Raw genomic sequence first — 19,246 nt, 5'->3', positions numbered from 1 at the left:
CATGGAACCCGCCCTGCAACACATCGTGGAGCGCGTGCGCGCTGCCGCCGCCGGCGCCACGCCGCTGCGCATCCGCGGCAGCGGCAGCAAGGATTTCTACGGGCAGACATTGATCGGCGAGCTGCTCGACATGACACCGTTGACGGGCGTCACCAGCTACGAGCCGAGCGAGCTGGTGGTGACCGCGCGCGCCGGCACCCCACTGGCTGCGCTGGAAGCGGAGCTGGCCGAGCAGGGGCAGTGCCTGCCCTTCGAGCCGCCGTACTTTGGGGCCGGAGCGACCGTCGGCGGCATGGTGGGGGCCGGACTGAATGGCCCGGCGCGCGCGGCCGTGGGTGCGCTGCGCGACTACATGCTCGGCGTGACCCTTCTCGGCGGCCGGGGCGAGCTGCTGAGCTTTGGCGGCCAGGTCATGAAAAACGTGGCGGGCTACGACGTCAGCCGCCTGATGGCGGGCTCGCTCGGCACCCTGGGCGTCATCACCGAGGTGTCGCTCAAGGTGTTGCCGGTGGCACAGAGGCAAGCCACCTTGCGCTTCCAGCTCAATGAGGCCGCAGCACTCCAGCAGCTCAACCGCTGGGCCGCCCAGCCGCTCCCGGTCAACGCCAACTGCTGGCAGGTTGACGCCGGCCAGCCGTCCCTGTGGGTGCGCCTGCGCGGGGCCGTGGCGGCGGTCGAAGCGGGCTGCTCCAGCATGGGCGGCGAGCGCCTGGACCCCGCCACGGCGGCCGCGGGCTGGGCCGCGCTGCGCGAGCAGACCCTGTCGTTTTTCACGCGGCAGGGCGACGAATGCCTGTGGCGCATGAGCGTGCCCGACAGCGCCCCGCCGCTAGACGTTGGTGAGTGCCTGATCGAATGGGGCGGCGCCCAGCGCTGGCTCAAGGCCCCGGCCGCGCAGGCCCCGCGGCTGCGCGCGGCGGCTGCGGCCGTGGGCGGTCACGCTACGCTTTTTATAGCGGACAGCGAAGAGTCGGCGGTGGCTACAGCCGTTTTTTCTCCCTTGAAGCCGCCTTTGGACAGAATCCACCGCGCCTTGAGGCAGCAATTCGATCCCGCCGGGATTTTCAACCGTGGGCGAATGTTCGCCGAGTTCTGAGCATGCAGACCCACCTCGCCCCCGAATACCAGAACACGCCCGAAGGCCTGGAGGCCGAGGCCATCCTGCGCAAGTGCGTGCACTGCGGCTTTTGCACCGCCACCTGCCCGACCTACCAGCTGTTGGGCGACGAGCTCGACGGCCCGCGCGGGCGCATCTACCTGATGAAGCAGGTGCTCGAGGGCGCCACCCCGACGCGCAAGACGCAGTTGCACCTGGACCGCTGCCTGACCTGCCGCAACTGCGAAACCACCTGCCCCTCGGGCGTGGAATACGGGCACCTGGTGGACATTGGCCGCAACCTCGTCGAAGCGCGCGTCGAGCGCCCGGCCACCGAGAAGGCCGTGCGCTGGCTGCTCAAGGAAGGCCTGACATCTCCCCTGTTTGCGCCGGCCATGAAGCTCGGCCAGCTGGTGCGCCCGCTGCTGCCCGCCGCATTGAAGAACAAGGTGCCCGCGCCGGCCGGCGCCCGCGCCAGGGTCTGGCCCAGCCGCGAGCATGCGCGCAAGGTGCTGCTGCTGGCCGGTTGCGTGCAACCGGCCATGCTGCCCAACATCAACAGCGCCACCGCGCGCGTGCTCGATGCCGCCGGCATCCAGACCGTGGTGGCCGCCGGCGCCGGCTGCTGCGGCGCGCTGCGCACGCACCTGAACGATCCCGCGGGCGGGCAGGCCGACATGCGCCGCAACATCGACGCCTGGTGGCCCATGGTGCAGGCCGGCCAGGTCGAGGCCATCGTGATGAACGCGTCCGGCTGCGGCGTGACGGTCAAGGAATACGGCCACGCGCTGGCGCACGACCCGGTCTATGCGGACAAGGCCGCGCGCATCAGCGCCCTCACGCGCGACCTGAGCGAGCTGCTGCCCGAGCTGGTGCCGCAGTTGCAGGGCCGGGTGCGCGTGAGCGATGCGGCGCGCCAGCTCGCGTTCCATCCGCCCTGCACGCTGCAGCACGGCCAGCAGCTGCGCGGCGGGGTCGAGACGCACCTGAAGGCGCTGGGCTTCGAGGTTGGGGTCGCCGCCGAGAGCCACCTGTGCTGCGGCTCGGCCGGCACCTACTCGGTGCTGCAGCCCGAGCTCGCGTACCAGCTGCGCGACCGCAAGCTGGGGCACCTCGCGGCGCTGGCGCCGCAATGCATAGTCTCGGCCAACATCGGCTGCATCCAGCATCTGCAGACGGGCACCACCACGCCCGTGAAGCATTGGGTCGAGGTGCTCGATGAGGCGCTGGCGGCGCATGAAGTGGCTGCCTGAATTGGACATGGCGCGCCGTATCGAGCCCGGCCGACCGGCCGGCGGTATTATGGCTGTGGCGCCATGTGCCATGGATCGCGGTGTTGAATGTGCCTACAGCTGGTGGCTGGCCGCGCTGGTGCTGGTGATCTCGTCGATCAGCTTCGGCGCCGTGTCGGCCGTTCCGGTGCTGCTCAAGCCACTGGCCCGCGAATGGAACACCGGGGCGGCCAGCATCGCCTGGGTGCACATGTCGACCCTGGTCGGCGCGGGCTTGGGAAGCCTGGTTCTTGGGCGGATGATGGATCGCTGGGGCTTCTTCCCGATCGCACTGACCGCCTCCGTCGCCACTGCCTGTGGCCTGTTTCTCGCGTCGCGCGCCAGCGGCATCCTCACCCTGCATCTGGCATGTGGCGTACTTATCGGCGGCGTGGGGCAGGGCGCGTTCTTCAGCCCGCTCACGGCCGCCCTGAGCCGATGGTTCGACCGCCATCGCGCGTTGGCAATGGCGATCGGGACCAGCGGCCAAGGCGTCGGCGGCTTTTTCATTCCGCCGCTGCTGCGGCTCGGTGCCGATCGCATCGGCTGGCGCACCACCCTGGAGCTCTACGCGGGCGTCGCACTGGCGCTGCTGGTGCCTTGCGCGCTAGCCTTTCGACGCGCACCGCCGGTGACGATCGCAGCTGCATCGGCGCCGGCTGCGGAGCAACGCAACGGCGAGCATTGGCACCGGTTCTGGACGCTGGGCCTGGCGCTGGCGCTGACCAGCCTGGCGACCTTCGTCGTCATCGGTCACGTTGTCGCGTTTGGCGAGGAGCGTGGCTTCGCGCCCGTAGTTGCTGCCTCCCTGATGTCGGGGCTGCTTGGCGCTACGCTGTTCTCGCGCCTGCTCGCGGGATGGCTGGCGCGGCATTGGGGAGGCTTTCGCGTGTTGCTGGTGGCGTCGGCGATCCATCTCACCGGCATCGGCCTGCTTGCGGTGTCGCAGGGGTACCCGGCACTGGTGGCGGCGAGCGCACTGATTGGCCTCGGCTTCGGCGGCTACTTGCCGATCTATGCATTGCTTGCCAGCGACATGTTCCCGGCGTCCGAGTCGGGGCGGCGCATCGCGGAGATGTACTTCTTCGCTTTCGTCGCGGCCGGCTTGGGCAGCGGTGGTGGTGGGTGGATGCACGATGTCAGCGGTGGCTACGCGATGACGTTCCGCTGCGCCGCGCTGATGGCCTGCGCGGGGATGCTGATCCTGGTCGCAAAGCGAAAGCGGTTCGACGTGCCTTGAACGGGCGCGACCACCTTACCCGGCCTGAGCAACGCGAGGTTCAGGTCAAGAAGTCTTGCCGATCAGATCCGCCGCCTTCTCTCCGATCATGATCGACGCGGCGTTGGTGTTCGATGAGGGCATGGTCGGCATGATGGAAGAATCGACGACGCGCAGCCCGGCGAGCCCACGCACCAACAAGCTGGCATCGACCACTGCCAGAGCGTCGTCACCCATCCGGCAGGTACCGACCGGGTGGAACGAAGTCTGACCTGACTGCCTGATGTAGGCGAGCAGGTCGGCGTCCGATTCGACGTCGGCGCCCGGTCGGGTCTCGCGCTCTATATAGCGCGTCATGCCGGGCCGGTGCACGACCGAGCGCGTCAGGCGCAGCGCCTCGAGCATGACCTGCTGATCAGCCTCCTCGGTGATGTAGCGCGGGTCGATCTTTGGGGCGGCATGTACGTCGGTGGTGGTGGTGTGTACGTACCCGCGCGATGCTGGCCGCAACTGGAAGAAGCCAACCGAAAAGCCCGGGTGACTGTCCAGGCCGCTGCCGGCGCCACGGTCCGAAACTTCGAAGCGATCCTTGCCGCTCAGATGTTGCAGTTGGATCTTCACCTCCGGGCGCGTTTGCGCTGGTGATGTCTTCGCCAATGCATGCACGGTGTGCGAGGGCGTGGCCATGAATCCGCGACGTGTCGCCAGGTATTTGGCCCCCATCCAGGCCTGGCGCAGCGGCCGGCCGACGATTTCGTTCAATGTGATGGGGCGGGTGCAGGCCAGCGTGATGCGCGACTGCAGATGGTCCACCAGGTTCTCGCCGACGCCAGGCAGATGGTGCACGACCGGCACGCCCAGCCGCTGCAACAGCGCCGCATCGCCCACACCGGACAGCTCCAGCAGTTGGGGCGTTTTCAAAGGTCCCGCAGACAGGATGACCTCGCGCGCCGCATACGCCTGCACAATGCGGCCGCCCTGTTCGTACTCGATGCCGACCGCCCGGCGCCCGTCGAACAGCACGCGCCGTGCCAGGGCCCCGGTTTCGAGCGAAACGCGCGGGTTGCGCAGACCTTGCAGGTAGCCTGTGGCCGTGCTGCTGCGCCGGCCCCGCAGGGTCGACAGTTGCAGGTAGCTTACGCCTTCGTAGGCGCGCCCGTTGTAGTCTGCCGTACGCGGGATGCCGGCTTGCTCGCATGCCGAGATGAAGGCATCCGACAGCTCGTCCGGCGTCGCCGACAAGGGCGTGACCGCGATCGGTCCGGAGCGGCCACGGGTCTGGTCGTTGCCGACGAGGGTGGACTCCAGTCGCTTGAAATAGGGCAGCACGTCGTTCCAGCCCCACCCGGTGTTGCCGAGGTCGCGCCAGTGATCGAACTCGGCCGGGTCTCCGCGCACGAAGATCATGCCGTTCACCGAGCTGGAGCCGCCAGGCAGCCGGCCGCGCGGCCAGTAGACGGTCCGGCCGGCCAGTGTCGGCTGCGGCTCGGTGTTGAATGGCCAGACGTAGACAGGATTGCCGACGATACGGGCGATGCCGATGGGCACCTTGACCCAGAAATCGTTTTCACGCGGGGGGCCGGCTTCGAGCAGCAGCACGTCGGCGCCGCCTTCGCTCAAACGGGTTGCCAGCGCAGCGCCTGACGAGCCTGCGCCGACCACGATGTAATCGAATTGTCGTGTCATGGTGTTACTTCCTCAAGAGCCAGTTGGCGAGTTTGGATGCTTCGTCGCCCATGCGCGTGAACTGCAGGTCAGCCCAGTCCTGTTGCGGATGGTCCGGGCCAAAGACGGGTGCATCGGACTCAACGACCAACTCCACGAGTGTCGGCCCCGGCTCCGCGAGGAGGCCGGGCAGGGCCTCGCTGAAGACCTCCAGGTCATCATGGCGGTGCACGCGTCGGTAGCCAGCCGCTTCGGCCATCTGCGTGAAATCGAGATGCGAATCACCTGCCAGCGGCAAGTTGGACAAACCGGTGAACTGGGTGCCGTTGTGGATCACGAAATGGTAGAAGTTGCGCGGCTGCTGTCCAGCCACCGTGACCAGACTGCCGAGCTGCATCAGCAGGCTGGCGTCGCCATCGACCACGATCACCTTGTGAGCGGACTGGGCCAGCGCGATGCCGAGCCCGATGCTGGGCGCGCCACCCATCAGCGGTACCGAGTTGATACGCGGCTGGCCGGCACCGAGCCGGTCGAATGCGTTCATCGCGCCCATAGTGGCCACCAGTACGGCGTCGTGGCGCGCGCGACTGATCGCGTCGCAGGCAGAAAGGATGTTCATGGGGTTTCCTTCAGTTCCAGCCAGTGGGAGCGCCTACCAGCAGTGCCGCGGGGCGCTTGTGTTCGAGCGCGAAGGCGAACGCCTCGTCGACGAAACGCAGATCCTGTTCTCGCTCAAGGCGCCAATGGGACACACTCATGGCGTCGAGCAGCGGTTCGAGATAGCGCACCATGCTGCGGCGCGATTGGCCGGGGTCCAGGCCGAAATTGGCGAACTCGCGTCCGAATTGGCCAATCAGAAAAACGATCGGAATTTTGGCATCCAGGCCGATGGCTCGCAGCGAATTGACGCAGGCGAACAGTCCTTGATTCTGAATGGCCACAATCGGATTCCTGCCACCAATGCGCAGCCCCGCCGACACCGACAGTGCCTGGTCCTCGTTGCAGCAGGTGACCTGGTGGATGCCTGCCACGCCCTGCTCGATACGCGTGTGCAGCGCCAGCTGGACCCAGTCGGGGACGGTTATAAAATAGTCGACGCCATTGCGTCGCAGCGCCTCGAGGTAACTTGAGGCAGGAATGTGAAACGTGGTGTCGTTCATCGCGGTTTCGTGTCGTTGATGCGAGGCAATTCTGGGCAGTAGTGGTGAAAATATCTGTCTAAAACATGCCAAAAACAGTCCGACCTACTTACCGCCCGCTCGCGAGAGCCCTGCTGGGCCGTGACCCATGGTTCAGTCATTTCGATGGCGCCACGCTCGACCGCTTCGTGAAGGAGGGAGATCTGCGCCAGCTCGCGAGTGGCGAGGTGCTGTGCCGGCGCGGGGAAGCCATCGGCTCGCTCTGCGTCGTGATCGAAGGCGTGCTTGATGTGAGCCACAGCGCCGAGTCCGGCAAGCGTCACGTGTGGAGCTACCTCGGGCCGGGGCAGGTCATGAACCTGATCCCGATTCTTGACGATCAGCTCTCGATTCACGATGTCTGCGCGCACGGTGACTCGACCCTGCTGCTGATTCCCAAGGAGAGCTTTCTGGCAGCCGTGACCGGGCAACCGGACATCGCCCGGCTGCTGCTGCGCCTGCTGTGCCTGCGCTCGCGCGTGCTCTACGAACATGCGGCCGACAACGCGCTTCTTTCGTTGCGCGCTCGCTGCGCACGCATGCTGCTTTCCCTGATGGCCGTGCATGGGTTGCCGCGCCCCAGCGGCGTGGCGATCTCGCTCAAGCTGTCGCAGGACGAATTCGCCGACATGCTCGGGCGCACGCGGCAAAGCGTCAACCGGGAGCTGAAACAGCTAGAACGCGAAAACATCATCTCCATGAGCTACTCCCATTTCGTCGTTCGCGACGAGCAGGCCCTGAGCGCCATCGTCGGCGAGTGACCGGCGGCCCGGCGGCCGATATGCGTGGTGTGTCGGATTTTTGACAGATTTGGCCGACCTCCCCATAGGACACTGACCCGGCAAGCGTTTGATCTGGCGCGGCGCGCCGCCGTTTGACCCGGATTCAATGGGATATGAACCACCAAGCAGGAGACGAATGATGTTGTGGCTGAAGAAAATCACGAAAATTTGGACAAGCGCCGCAGCGATTGCGGCGATTTTCTGTCTCGGCACTGTTGGGGCGGCCCATGCGCAGGAGCCGTTGAAGTTCAACTATGGCGTACCGAAGGCCGACTACTACATCGTGTATGTTGCCAAGGACCTCGGGTTGTTTCAGAAGCATGGGTTGGAGCCCAACTTCTTCTTCTTCACCACAGGTGCCCCCTTGCTCGCCGGATTGAAGAGCAAGAGCCTCGATGTGTTTACGACGGGCCTCGCCTCTGCATTTGCGCTCGGACAGGACATCCCCGTGAAGCTTCTTTTTTGGTCACTGGATGATGCCCCGGGCGAGGGTTTGGTAGTCAGTGCCAAGTCGGGCATTGCCAGCTACAAGGATCTGGCCAAGGCCAAGGCTATCGGTGTACCGTCGGGCACCTGCGCGCAGGTCGCTCTCGGCCTGATGGCTCGCAAGGCCGGCGTCAAATACAGCGACCTGAAGACGGTCAACATCGCGCCGGCCCTTTACGCAAACGCTTTCGCGAGTGGTTCCATCGATGCGGGGGTTACCTGGGCGCCGTATCCGCAAGCGCTGGCCGAGAGTGGGCACAAGATTGTCAACTACGACTCTGACTATGATGGCATCTGCCCGGTGCTGACCGGCGCGCGAACCGAGTTCCTGAAGCAGCATCCTGACGTTGGACTCAAGCTCGTGCAGATCACTGCCGAGGCGCGGGCAACGATCGAAAAGAATCCCCAACTGGCAGTTGATGCACTCGTCAAGTATTTGTCGGTTACGCCGACGGTGGCAAAGGCCACCTACGATCGCCTTTGTTGCTCCCGCCACCCGACTTTCGCGCAACAGGTCGATCCGGGTTCTCCTTATTCCCTGGTCTCGGGGAGCGGCGGCCTGGTCGACAAACTGCACACGGCCACACAGATACTCGCCGACGTCGGCAGCATCCCTGCGCCACTGGCTAAGGAGGCGATCGCCGCGGCGATAGATGCATCCTATGTGCGGCAGTTCGTCGAAGCGCAAAAGAAGTAAGCGGGAACGAGGGTCTGCGAGTCGTCCGCGCCGTGCCGTGCTAATCGTCGCTTGAATCGTTCGACTGCCAGTGTGATGACCACGTTGCGGCCGAGTGGCTCGAAGTGACCCGGCGGCGAGACCGTCGCGTTCCCCCCGATGTGTCAATCAGGACCACGGTCGAGGCATTAGCGTAGTGCGCCCAAAGTTATAGAACTTATTCGTTCCGGCATACCCCAACCGTTCAGGAGGCTGGAGCGATGCGAGTTGCCGAAACGATTGAGCTTGATCTCACGACCGAGCGCGAGTTGCGCGCGCTCTCCAAGCGCCGGCGATCGAAGCCAGACTCCAACAACGCGCTCGCGTGATCCTGCTGGCGGCCCAAGGCTGGCAGAACAAGGACATCGCTGCACAGGTTGATCTGGATCGTCGCCAAGTCGCGCTGTGGCGCCAGCGTTTCCTGGGCGGGGGGATCGACGCGCTGCGCCAGGACGCGCCGCGTTCGGGGCGCACACTCACGCTTACCCCCCGAAGTGCACTCGCGCATTCTTCAGGTGACGCTGCACCCAAGCCCGTGGCGGGCACGCACTGGAGCACGCGCACGCTCGCCGAACATCTGGGCTTGAGCGCCACCACCATCCGGCGGGTGTGGCGGCGCAACGGCGTCAAGCCACACCTGCAGCGCAGCTTCAAGCGCGAGGCTTTAAACTGCAATCGGTGGGGTCAATATTGGATGGCAGGCCGGGGTCAAGTTTGGATGGAAATCAACAGGCCGCTTCAAGTCGTGTAGATGACGTCTCCGCCCAACTCAACGGACCCCCGTTTTCATACCCGGATGCGACAAAGATTTGGTGGGATTCGGTGAATCGGCGCGGGACGACGAAAGTCGCCGCGGACCGCGTCAATGCTGGATTTGTGGCACTTCCTGATACGTTATGATGGTGTCCGCCCGTAGCCGTCCACTCCGCCAGTCAAGAGAAAAGCCGTTGTAAGTCGTTGATTTACAGCGGCTTTTTCAATTTCGCGCTACCCGTTCTGCGCAACGTCGGGCAGCCGGTGTGGCCCGGAAGAATCCTCTGGGCCGGCATTTCGGCGCTGTTTCGAGGGTCGTTGTCCACTGACATGGAGCATCGACATGAAAACATCGAACGCACGGGTGTTCGACATCTGGCTCTTGTTGCCAGAGCCCCCGCATCTTTTCCATCGTATATGCACCCGAATCCGACCGCACGGGTCGTTGTGATCGGCCCCCCCCCCCCCCCCCCCGCCTGCATGGCGCAATGGAGTCGGTGGCCGATCACAACTCGATCATCGCGAGGCGGTCGGCTTCGCGGTCTGCGGCTGGCTCGGCAAAAGGACACCGTCACGGACAAGATCGATTACATCGATGCGCACGACACCAGTACGCCGGTCGGCGATACCCGGGAACTCGAAGCCCTGCGCATCGTGTTCGGCCGGCGTGCATGCGGCCATTTATTCCTTGTTGATGATGCAGGAAAAGTTCCTCAGTGCGTCGGCCAACATCACTCAACTCGATCCGGGCGCCGAGGGTATTCCCATCGTGCGCGAACGCCAGGATAACGTCACGTTGAATACGATCATGTCGAACAGTTTCGGTTTTGGTGGAACCAACGCCACTTTGGTCTTCCAGCGCTACAACGGCTAGCGCCTGCTGGCCCTCGTCTTTCTCGATTGCATCAGCCAGGTAACTCCAGCAGCTTCAGGCGCTGCACTTTCCCCGACGGGCCTCGTGGCAATTTGCCGACGAAGCGCAGCACCTTCGGTGTCTTGAAGCGTCCGAGGTGCAGGGCGCAGAAATCGCGCAACTGGTCTTCGCTGCACACCGCGCCCTCGCGGAGCACCACGCACACCATAATCTCCTGGCCATAGTGCTTGTCGGGAATACCGACCGCTGCGGCCTCGAGCACGGCTGGGTGGGCCAGCAGCGCCTCGTCAATCTCGCGCGGCGCGATGTTCTCGCCGCCCTTGATGATCAACTCCTTGATGCGGCCGGTGACGAAGAAAAAGCCGTCGGCATCAACATGCCCGAGGTCGCCGGTGCGAAGCCACCCGTCAGGGGTGAAGCTTGCGCGCGTGGCCTCGATATTCTTGTAATAACCCCGCATCACGTTCGGGCCGCGGATGACGAGTTCGCCGGTAGCACCGATGGGCACCGGCGTGAGGTTCGCGTCGACGACCCCCGCCTCGCAGCCGGAGGCCCGGCCGACCGAGCCGAGCTTGCGTCGCGAGCTGTCCAATGGATTCGAAAATGATGGCGCGGCGGTTTCGGTCAAACCCATCGTTTCGATGATCCCGATACCGAACTTGTCCTCGAATGCGCGGTGGTGTTCGGGCGCGAGCGCAGCCGATGCCGAGCGGCAAAAGCGGATGAGCGCGGTTTGGGCGCGCACGGGCGTCTCGCCTTCGAGCAGGTACGAGATCATCGTTGGCACAACATTGATCCAGGTGCATCGCGTCGCCGACGCCTGGGCCCAGAAGCGCGCAGCCGAGAACTTCGGCGGTACCGCGAGGCTGCCGCCCGTGGCGAGGGGCGCCAGCATCGTCACCGCGAAGGCGTTGATATGGTACAGCGGCAGCACCGCGAGCACGCGATCGTCGTGGGTGAGCGCATGCTCGGCGCCGATGGCCTGTGCGTTCGCGGCCAGGTTGGCTTGCGTCAGCATCACGCCCTTGGGCACGCCGGTTGTGCCAGAGGTATACATCAGCAAGGCCACGGTGTCGGGTGCGGGCGGGGCGCCCCCAGCGTCGAGTTCTGCAATGTCGCTTGGTGTCCTGGTGTTCGGGTCGCAAACCATCACTGTTACCGGGCGCTCGATGGTGGTGAGCAGATTGCGCACCCGCTGCTCCCACTCAGGTGCGACGCACACCACGCTACAGTCCGAATGCGTCAACACATAGCGCATCTGCTCGGGCTGGGACAGCAGGTTTACCGGGTTGACAGTGAAGCCGCCGTGCATTGCGCCGAGCAGTAGTTGAATGGTCTGCAAGCCATTGGGCATGACCAGCGACACCGTGTCGCCCAACTGCGCGCCGTGGGCTTTCAGCAGCGCGGTGACGTGGCGGCAGGAGTGCGCAAGTTCACCGAAGTGGAGGGTTTGCCCGGTCTCGGTGGCCAGCGCGAACACGGCGTGTGGGCGCGTGCGCGCCTGGTGTTCGACAAGGTCCCGAACAGTGGTCAGTGCCGGGTCGCTCATGGCGCGCCAAACTGGTCAAAGAATTCGCCAAAAATCTCATGCTCGCTCGGCATGCGTTCAGGGATCGGGCGAGAGACCCGCGTGATGTTCAGGTAGTGGCGATAGTTCATGTTGTCGGAGAAATTGTTCTTGCCCCAGGTGCCGCAACCCATCGAGAGCGAGAAGGGCAGGCCATTGTCGAAGCTGCCACCGGTCGCGATGCAATGCGCCTGGTCGACAATCACGCGTGAGACCGGCAGCGTGAGCCCCAGCTGCAGTGCGCGCTCGGGCCGGGCGCTGTGCAGTCCGACCGAGTGGCCCGCGCCTTCGTAGGCATAGATGCGGTCCACGATGAGCGCCGCTTCATCGAAGTCGCGCGCGGCGTAGATCGCCAGCACAGGGCTCAGCTTCTCGCCGGAAAACGGATGGTCGTGGCCGACACCGTCTTCGGCCACCATGAGGATGCGCGGGTTGCGCTGCGCGATCGCCAGCCACGCGTCGCGCCCGGCCGCATCGAGCGTGGCAGCGCGCTCCGCGATCACCCGCGCCGACTTGCCGATCACCGCGGCCGACAGCTTGCCCTCGGGCCACATCAGCGCCTGCAGCGTCGCCTTCTGCGCCGCGTCAAGCAGCACTGCGCCGCGCGCCTCGAGCGCGGCGAGCAGCGCAGCGCGCACCGCATCGACGACCACCAGACTGTTCTCGGACGAGCAACTGGTGGCGTTGTCGAAGGTCTTGGAGCGAACGATGCGCTCGGCGGCCAGCGTCACGTCGGCCGTTTCATCAACGATGCCGGCCACGTTGCCGGCACCCACGCCAAAGGCGGGTGTGCCGCTCGCATAGGCTGCGCGCACATTGGCCTGCGAGCCTGTGGCTACCACCAAATCGCACAGCCGCATCAGTTCGGCCGTGGCCTGCTTGTTGACCGGCGCGGGCAGCAGCTGCACCAGGTCGCGCGGTGCGCCGATGCGGTCGAGCTGCGCATGGATGAATTCGATCAGCCGCGCGGCCGTGGACCAGCCCTTGGGCGAGGGTGCGACGATCACTGCGTTGCGGCCTTTGAGCGCGTTGATGATCTTGTTGGCCGGCGTTGCGCCCGGGTTGGTCGAGGGCGTGATGGCGCACACCACGCCCACCGGCCGCGCGATCTCGACCAGACCGCGCGCCGGATCTTCGGCGATCACGCCGACCGAGCGCGCGCCGCGCAGGTCGCGCAGCAGTCCGAAGGTCTTGCGGTGGTTCTTGCGCACCTTGTCCTCGACGTTGCCCACGCCGGTATCGGCAACTGCCATCTCGGCGAGTTCGCGGTTGCGTGCCGGTTCGATAATCGCCCAGCCCGCGGCGACGACCGCCAGGTCGACCTGCGCCTGGGACCAGGTCTCAAAGATGCGCTGCGCCGCACGGGCACGCGCGACCAGGGCAGCGATCGGTGTCTGCGCTGTGGACAAATTATTTTGGCCCTCGTGGTGTTGTTCCATTTTTAGTTACCTCATGATGTGGTTGAGTGTGCTCTCTTGATTCGGTGCTCGCCGACGCGAGCTGTTACCGGCGTCGTGACACTCACCGGACGGGGATCGCGATTTTGGGCACCACGGGAGGGTCGCCCACCTTGCGCGTTGGGTCGATGAACAACGAGCCGATGATGCCGATAACGAGCAGGATCGCAGAGACTGCGAACGGAACCTGGTAGCTGCCGGTGGTCTGGATCAGGAAGCCGAAGACGATAGGCGAAATCATACCTGCCACGCCGAAACCGGTGTTCATCATGCCGCCAGCCGTGCCGGCATAGGCGCCGGCAATGTCCATCGGCAAGCTCCACAATACTGCGTTAGTCAATTCCAGGAAGAAAAACGACGCCGAGAGCAGGGCGACTGCCATCATTGGGTCCTTTGTTCCGACCACCGGCAGGATGAAAACCAGCGAACCGCCGAGGCCGAGCACCAGCATCGCGCGGCGGGCGATCTTCAGGTTGCCGGTGCGCTTGTAGATTGCGTCGGAGACGACTCCACCCAGCGTGTCGCCGACCACACCTGCAAGCAGCGGCAGCGAAGCGAAGATCGCGAGGTGCTTCAGGTCGAAGCCTCGTGCGTCCTTCAGATAGGAAGGCAACCAGGTCAGGAATACCCACAGCGACCAGCCATAGCAGAAATCGACGAAGGTGACCAGCCACATCTTGCGAATCATTTCAGCCCAAGGCGTCTTGCCTTTGGATGTGGACTTCATCCGTGCAGTGTCAACGCCGATTTCCTTCAACTCGGCCTGGGTAACCCATTTGTGCTCGCTCGGCGTGTTGCGAAAGAACCAGACATAAAGCGCAGTCCAGAGCAGGCTGACTGCGCCGAGTGCGATGAACGACTCGCGCCAGCCGTACAGCGCGACGATGCCGATCACGATCGGCGGGGTCACCGCGCCGCCCAGGCGCGCGAAGCTGTGGGTGATGCCCTGTGCGAATCCGCGCTCGGTGGCCGGCAGCCAGAACGTGAATGCACGTGTGGCGGTCGGGAACGCGCCGCCTTCGCCTATGCCCAGCACGAAGCGAAAGACCAAGAGAGAGGTCAAGCTCCATGCGAAGCCGCAAAGGAGGGTCGCGATCGCCCAGATGATGCTGAGTACGGCCAGCACGAGACGTGGGCCGAATTTGTCGGCGCACCAGCCGCCAACGATTTGCAGCGCGGCATAGGGAAATGCGAACGCGGAGAAGACGACACCGAGTTCGGTCGGCGTCAGGCCGAACTCCTTGCTGATGAAGGGCGCGGCCACCGAAATGTTGACGCGATCGATGTAGGCGATGAAATACAGCAGGCACATGATCGCCAGTATCAAATGCCGGACCTTGAACATTCGCTTCATGCAGTCTCCTTGGGGTTGTGGGATGCCGGGTTTGGCATTGTCATTATTGTTCTATTTAATAGAACAACGTATGTTTATATGGAACAAAGATTAAAACGAGTTCTAACGTGACTCAATGGGGAGTTACCCGTAGCTCTCGTTAACAAATGTAAAAGGGAGAGCCGTGGCTGCGGGGCTTCGATGGCAGCCTGGATACGATGAGTGGGTGTGCTTTTGCCCGCCCGCTGCTCCGGGACAGCCGTCGCCAACGCAGGTTGGCGCGATGGGGCGCTGCATCGGCCATCGCAATCAGGCTGGGCCCGAGCGCGCCAACGGGTGCCTATCGCCTCAAGCCACTTCGTCGTCTGTCTGGTTGGCGGAGGCCGGCAAGCGTACCGGGGCGCCGCGCTTGCTTCGATAACCCAGCGTGGTGCTGGCATCGCGGGCACAGGCCATGAGTTGCTCGGCAAAAGCGCGAGCCTGGGTGTGTGCAAAGCGAATCGACGGCACGCTCATGCCGACAGCGACGACGGCTTGGTCGCGCGCGTCGAATATCGGCACGCCCAGGCCGCACACGCCACGGCGCCATTCTTCGCGGTTCTCGGCGTAGCCGCGCGTGCGCGTGCGCTGCAGATCAGCGTGCAGCGCGTCGATATCGGTGAGGCTGTTCGGCGTGTGCGCTACCAGGGCGCCGAGCAGCTGCTGCAGCGCGGGCACGTCGAGCTGCGCCGCGGCAAGCAAGGCCTTGCCCGAGGCCGCGCAATACGCTGGTGCCCTCCCACCGATGCGTGAGTAAGCCGCAACCGGCAGCGGACTGTCGAACTTGTCGAGATAGACTATTTCGGCGCCTTCCAGCGTCGCGAGATGAATGGTTTCGCCGGTCGCACGCGCGAGCGCCGCAAGATGCGGTCGCACCAGGGTCTTGATGTCGGCGGCATCGCTGATCAGCGTACCGAGCTCGAACAGCCGCAGGCTGGCCCGATAGGCGCTGGTAGTGCCATCCTGCACAGCCCAGCCGCACTCAACCAGCGTTTGCAAGGTGCGGTGTGCGTTGCTGCGCGCCAAACCGAAGGCCTGCGCAACATCGGTCACGCGGCAGTCACGCTGTTGCCGCGCCAGCCATTCGATCACGGCCAAGCCTTTGGCGAGAGTGGAGTCCATGAGGTTTCGCGAGCGTTGCTGGATTGTTTCAGAAATTGGATCAGCGTTTTAGTATATGGGACACACTTTGAGTGTCCCGACGCATCTTGTCAAGCGGTGGCCGCGCCGGCTCGACCGGCGCGGCGGCTCAGCGCCTTCCGTGCCCAGCGATCAGATCGATCAGCTCGCGGAAAACCTGGTTGCCCGTCGATCCTGCCAGGTCGAGCACATGGCTGCGACTGTAGTAGGGGCTCAAGTCGAGGCCGACCCCCACACCGAGGATCTCAATCTGGCGGGTGGATTCGACGCTCTGCACCACGTCGCGCAAATGGTGATCGAGGTAGTGCGCGTCATTCGCCAGGTTGGTTGCGCTGTCCATCGGCGAGCCGTCGGAAATCACCAGCAGCAGCTTGCGGTCTTCCCCGCGCCCCGCCAGCCGTCGGCAAGCCCAAGCTACGGCCTCGCCGTCGATACCTTCCCGGAACAGGTCGCCCTTGAGCAGGGCTGCGATAGCGGGCCGGGCGCGCTGCCACCGCGTTTCCGCATCCTTGAACACCACGTGGCAAACCTCGTTGAGCCTGCCCGGGTGCTGGGGGCGGCCGGCGCGAACCCAGTCGCGCTGCGCCAGACCACCGTTCCAGGCGCCGGTCGTGAAGCCGAGCACCTCGGTGGCCACGCCGGCCTGTTCGAGCGCGCGCACAAATACGTCGATGAACATTGCAACCGATTCGATATGCGCTCTCATCGAGCCCGAACAATCGATCAGGAAACTCAGCACACAGTTCGCGGTCGGCTCGATGTGCTCGGTGCGAAATAGCCGCCGCTCGGTAGGCGAGGCGACCAGCAGGGCCAGACGCCGGCCGTCAATGTAGCCTTCGTCCTGGTCGCCGTCCCAGCCGTCGCGGGCCGGTACGGCGAGCAGCGCGCGCAACTCGCGTGCCAGCCGTGCGATGTTGATGCCCTGGCCGGCGATGCGGGCATCGAGTCGAGCGCGAAAGTCTTTCAGCAATTCCGGGCGCACCAGCGTGGCGGCAAGGCATTCGCGGTCATAGGCGGTGGTAAAGACGCGGTAGCCGTCGTCGGCTGCTTCAAGCACGCGGCTGCGACCGGAAACCGCAGTCTCCACGCCTTCGGTCAGCTCGCTGTCGGTGTCCATGACAAGGCTGAACGCGGTGCGCACGTTGTCATCGTCGTCGTCAGCGAATGGCACGGCACCCTCGTCACTGGCTGAACGCAGCATCTCGCCAACGGCGCGGGCAATGCCCAGCGCGTGCACCGCATAGGCGCCCTGCGTCGTGCGCGTGCGGCGCAGGCCGGCAAGGTCGTGTCCGAGCAGCGGGCCGAGTGCGCCACGCGTCGCCTCCATCAGGTCTTCGGTCGCATCAAGCACCCGCTCACCGGTGACGCGTGAACGGCAAATCTGCGCCACTGTGTAAAGCAAAATGCCGCGCGCGCTGTCGGTCAGGCCGGAATGGTGAAACGCGAGCGACCAGGCCTCGAAACGGTGCCGCAGATTGTGTGCAACGCCGGGCATGTCGGCTGGCGCGAGGGCCTCGACGCGAATCTGTTCAAGCAGATCGAACACCAGTCGCTCGACCGGATCGGACGGGCACAGGCTTCGATGCAGCGCGGCGTCGCTTTTCGAAAGGCGCAGTGCCAAGCCGTCCGCAGCGCCACGGAACGAGCCGAAATCATCGGTGTCCAGCGAAGGATGCAGATGCGGCGCAAATAGGGGCAGTGCACGTCGCCCGCGGTGAAGGCGGCGTGCGCGAAAGTGCAAATCAGCCTCGCCGCTCAAGGCGCGGATTGTGGCGGCGCAGAGCTCTTCCACGCGCTGCTGGTGGCGTACCCTGGCTTGGGTTTCGCTCATCGCCTCAAGAGTCCTTGTGGGTGATCTGGTAGGACTCGTCGAGTTCGCGATCGAAGCAGCGCTGGAAGTACTCGCCGACCACCGGTCGTTCGGCCTCGTCACATTTGTTGACGAACGAGAGGCGGAATGCCACGGCCGGATCGTGAAATATCTCGATATTCTCGGCCCAGGTGATCACGGTGCGTGGTGACATCAGGGTCGACAGGTCGCCGGCCGCGAAACCCTTGCGGGTCAGGTCGGCAACGGCGACCATCGCCTGCACGAGCGAAGTGCCCGCCGCGCTCACGAGCGATGGCACGCGCGCCTGCACGATCGCCACTTCCTCGTCACGCGGCAGGTAGTTGAGAGACGCGACAATGTTCCAGCGGTCAATTTGCGCATGGTTGAGGCGTTGCGCACCATGGTACAGACCGTTCAGATTACCGAGTCCCACCGTGTTGGCGGTTGCGAACAGGCGAAAGTGCGGGTGCGGCCGGATCACTTTATTCTGGTCCATCAGCGTGAACTTGCCGTCGCGCTCCAGGATGCGCTGGATCACGAACATCACGTCTGGCCGGCCGGCGTCGTACTCGTCGAAGATCAGCGCAACCGGGCGCTGCAGGGCCCAAGGCACGATGCCTTCCTGGAATTCGGTGATCTGCTGGCCGTCGCGCAGCACGACCGCATCCTTGCCGACCAGGTCGAGCCGACTGATGTGGCCGTCAAGGTTAACGCGAACACAGGGCCAGTTCAGCCGTGCGGCCACTTGCTCAATGTGCGTGGACTTTCCCGTGCCATGCAGACCTTGCACCATGACGCGCCGGTCGCGCGTAAAGCCGGCGAGGATTGCGAGGGTCACGGCTGGGTTGAAGCGATAGACCGTGTCGATGTCGGGCACGTGATCGTCGCGCTCGCTGAATGCGGGCACCGTCAGGTCGGAGTCGATGCCGAAAACCTCCCGTACGGAGAGCAGAAGGTCGGGCTGGAGAGCAGCAGTATCAGTCATGGAAGCTTTCGGTTCATGTGCCCGCATCGATGCGGCTCAGCGCCAATGCAGCGCCCTTGAGCGCCGGCAACCATTGCTTGGCCTTTTCGACGCTTGCCCGAATGGTCGGCGCCTGGATTGCGACGCACAGATTCGACGGTCCGCTGTCGCGCGGCACGAGAACGGCAATGCACATCAGGCCGGGAAGAAACTCTCCCTCGTCGAGCGCATAGCCGTCCTTGCGTGCACGCAGGATGTCGCGTTCGAGACGGTCCAGGTCGGTGTTGGTTCCGGCGGTGTATTTTTCGAGCGGCGCGTGCGCCAGCAGACGCCGGCGCTGGGCCGCGCTCATCTGCGTCAGCAGGATTTTCCCACTGGCCGAGCAGTGAACCGGCACGCGCGAACCCGCGCGCAGGAAAAAGCGCAACGGTGCCGCAGTTTCGACCCGATCGAGGTAGATCACTTCGTCGCCCGACAGCGACGTGATGTTGCAGCTTTCACCAACCTCTTCGACCAGTTTTTTCAGTACCGTGTGGCGTGCGCCGCGGTGGCTGTCGTTCAACAACAGGTTCTCCGCCAAGCGCCGCAGCCGGGTACCGATGCCATAGTGACGGTTATCGCTCTCGCGCTGCAATAGCTCGGCGGATTCGAGTTGCTGCAACATCCGATGCAGCGTGGCCTTGGGCAGGCCGGTTTCTTCGACAAGGCTCTGCAGCGAGTGATGCTGATCTCTGGCAGCGATCACTTCGAGCAGCGCGAACAGCCGCATCGTTGGCGTGTCGCCGTTCACTTCTGCTGCATCGGGTATGGCACTCTGGACGATTTTCATGAGGGTACTAATATAGTCAAATTCCGGAAATTAGTACATGGCGTATC

At 64.4% G+C, this 19,246-nt stretch carries 17 protein-coding genes; 7 read left to right on the top strand and 10 right to left on the bottom strand.

The genetic code is table 11. The features are described from left to right. The first annotated feature begins 1 nt into the window (after position 1). Genes glcE through EUB48_RS15120 form a run of 3 tightly spaced genes read left to right on the top strand, consistent with a single transcriptional unit; the run spans position 2 to position 3,607 of the window. On the top strand, positions 2 to 1,096 hold the full coding sequence (gene glcE / locus EUB48_RS15130) for a glycolate oxidase subunit GlcE (protein WP_142819917.1): 1,095 nt from the start codon (positions 2 to 4) through the stop codon (positions 1,094 to 1,096). A 2-nt stretch (positions 1,097 to 1,098) separates the two neighbouring features. Then, positions 1,099 to 2,349, top strand: a complete 1,251-nt coding sequence (gene glcF / locus EUB48_RS15125; protein WP_142819916.1) for a glycolate oxidase subunit GlcF — start codon at positions 1,099 to 1,101, stop codon at positions 2,347 to 2,349. Further along, entirely contained in the window at positions 2,333 to 3,607 is a 1,275-nt protein-coding gene (locus tag EUB48_RS15120) for an MFS transporter (RefSeq protein ID WP_168226752.1), read from the top strand. Before glcF ends, EUB48_RS15120 begins: the two co-directional genes overlap by 17 nt. Before the next feature lie 45 nt (positions 3,608 to 3,652). Here the strand turns inward: EUB48_RS15120 and EUB48_RS15115 are convergent, their stop codons facing one another. The 3 genes from EUB48_RS15115 to EUB48_RS15105 are packed head-to-tail and all read right to left on the bottom strand — an operon-like array spanning position 3,653 to position 6,411. Next, on the bottom strand, positions 3,653 to 5,272 hold the full coding sequence (locus EUB48_RS15115) for a GMC family oxidoreductase (protein WP_142819914.1): 1,620 nt from the start codon (positions 5,270 to 5,272) through the stop codon (positions 3,653 to 3,655). Between the two features lie 4 nt (positions 5,273 to 5,276). After that, positions 5,277 to 5,870 carry a thiamine pyrophosphate-dependent enzyme gene (locus EUB48_RS15110; RefSeq protein ID WP_142819913.1) on the bottom strand — a complete coding sequence of 198 codons (594 nt, stop codon included), beginning with the start codon at positions 5,868 to 5,870 and terminating at the stop codon, positions 5,277 to 5,279. Positions 5,871 to 5,880: 10 nt separating this feature from the next. Beyond that, a complete protein-coding gene (locus EUB48_RS15105) occupies positions 5,881 to 6,411 on the bottom strand; it encodes a thiamine pyrophosphate-binding protein (RefSeq protein WP_142819912.1) in 531 nt (176 codons plus the stop codon). A 65-nt stretch (positions 6,412 to 6,476) separates the two neighbouring features. On the opposite strand from EUB48_RS15105, the gene EUB48_RS15100 reads away from it, so the two are divergent. From EUB48_RS15100 to EUB48_RS21740, 4 genes are all read left to right on the top strand, one after another. Next, entirely contained in the window at positions 6,477 to 7,190 is a 714-nt protein-coding gene (locus tag EUB48_RS15100; RefSeq protein WP_142819911.1) for a Crp/Fnr family transcriptional regulator, read from the top strand. A gap of 160 nt (positions 7,191 to 7,350) precedes the next feature. Beyond that, positions 7,351 to 8,394 carry an ABC transporter substrate-binding protein gene (locus EUB48_RS15095; RefSeq protein ID WP_244618214.1) on the top strand — a complete coding sequence of 348 codons (1,044 nt, stop codon included), beginning with the start codon at positions 7,351 to 7,353 and terminating at the stop codon, positions 8,392 to 8,394. A 343-nt stretch (positions 8,395 to 8,737) separates the two neighbouring features. After that, entirely contained in the window at positions 8,738 to 9,163 is a 426-nt protein-coding gene (locus EUB48_RS15090; RefSeq protein WP_168226751.1) for a helix-turn-helix domain-containing protein, read from the top strand. A gap of 332 nt (positions 9,164 to 9,495) precedes the next feature. After that, a complete protein-coding gene (locus EUB48_RS21740; RefSeq protein ID WP_338052448.1) occupies positions 9,496 to 9,954 on the top strand; it encodes a hypothetical protein in 459 nt (152 codons plus the stop codon). Positions 9,955 to 10,070: 116 nt separating this feature from the next. Here the strand turns inward: EUB48_RS21740 and EUB48_RS15080 are convergent, their stop codons facing one another. The 7 genes from EUB48_RS15080 to EUB48_RS15050 form a co-directional block, all read right to left on the bottom strand. After that, positions 10,071 to 11,588, bottom strand: coding sequence for an AMP-binding protein (locus tag EUB48_RS15080; RefSeq protein WP_142819908.1), 1,518 nt, complete (start codon positions 11,586 to 11,588; stop codon positions 10,071 to 10,073). Then, the gene (sauS, locus tag EUB48_RS15075; RefSeq protein ID WP_142819907.1) at positions 11,585 to 13,045 is read right to left on the bottom strand and encodes an acylating sulfoacetaldehyde dehydrogenase; all 1,461 of its coding nucleotides are present in this window, start codon (positions 13,043 to 13,045) and stop codon (positions 11,585 to 11,587) included. Before sauS ends, EUB48_RS15080 begins: the two co-directional genes overlap by 4 nt. A gap of 82 nt (positions 13,046 to 13,127) precedes the next feature. Next, positions 13,128 to 14,417 carry an MFS transporter gene (locus tag EUB48_RS15070; protein WP_142819906.1) on the bottom strand — a complete coding sequence of 430 codons (1,290 nt, stop codon included), beginning with the start codon at positions 14,415 to 14,417 and terminating at the stop codon, positions 13,128 to 13,130. Between the two features lie 327 nt (positions 14,418 to 14,744). After that, a complete protein-coding gene (locus EUB48_RS15065) occupies positions 14,745 to 15,557 on the bottom strand; it encodes an IclR family transcriptional regulator (RefSeq protein WP_142819905.1) in 813 nt (270 codons plus the stop codon). Between the two features lie 127 nt (positions 15,558 to 15,684). Next, positions 15,685 to 17,406: a cobaltochelatase CobT-related protein gene (locus EUB48_RS15060; RefSeq protein ID WP_142819904.1), complete on the bottom strand. Its 1,722-nt coding sequence runs from the start codon at positions 17,404 to 17,406 to the stop codon at positions 15,685 to 15,687. 4 nt (positions 17,407 to 17,410) lie between these two features. After that, a complete protein-coding gene (locus EUB48_RS15055; protein WP_142819903.1) occupies positions 17,411 to 18,391 on the bottom strand; it encodes an AAA family ATPase in 981 nt (326 codons plus the stop codon). A gap of 13 nt (positions 18,392 to 18,404) precedes the next feature. Further along, positions 18,405 to 19,199, bottom strand: coding sequence for an IclR family transcriptional regulator (locus EUB48_RS15050; RefSeq protein ID WP_142819902.1), 795 nt, complete (start codon positions 19,197 to 19,199; stop codon positions 18,405 to 18,407). Positions 19,200 to 19,246 lie beyond the last annotated feature (47 nt).

This window comes from Rhodoferax sediminis, from assembly GCF_006970865.1.
GTDB lineage: Bacteria > Pseudomonadota > Gammaproteobacteria > Burkholderiales > Burkholderiaceae_C > Rhodoferax_A > Rhodoferax_A sediminis.
This window is presented reverse-complemented; position numbering and strand designations above follow the sequence as displayed.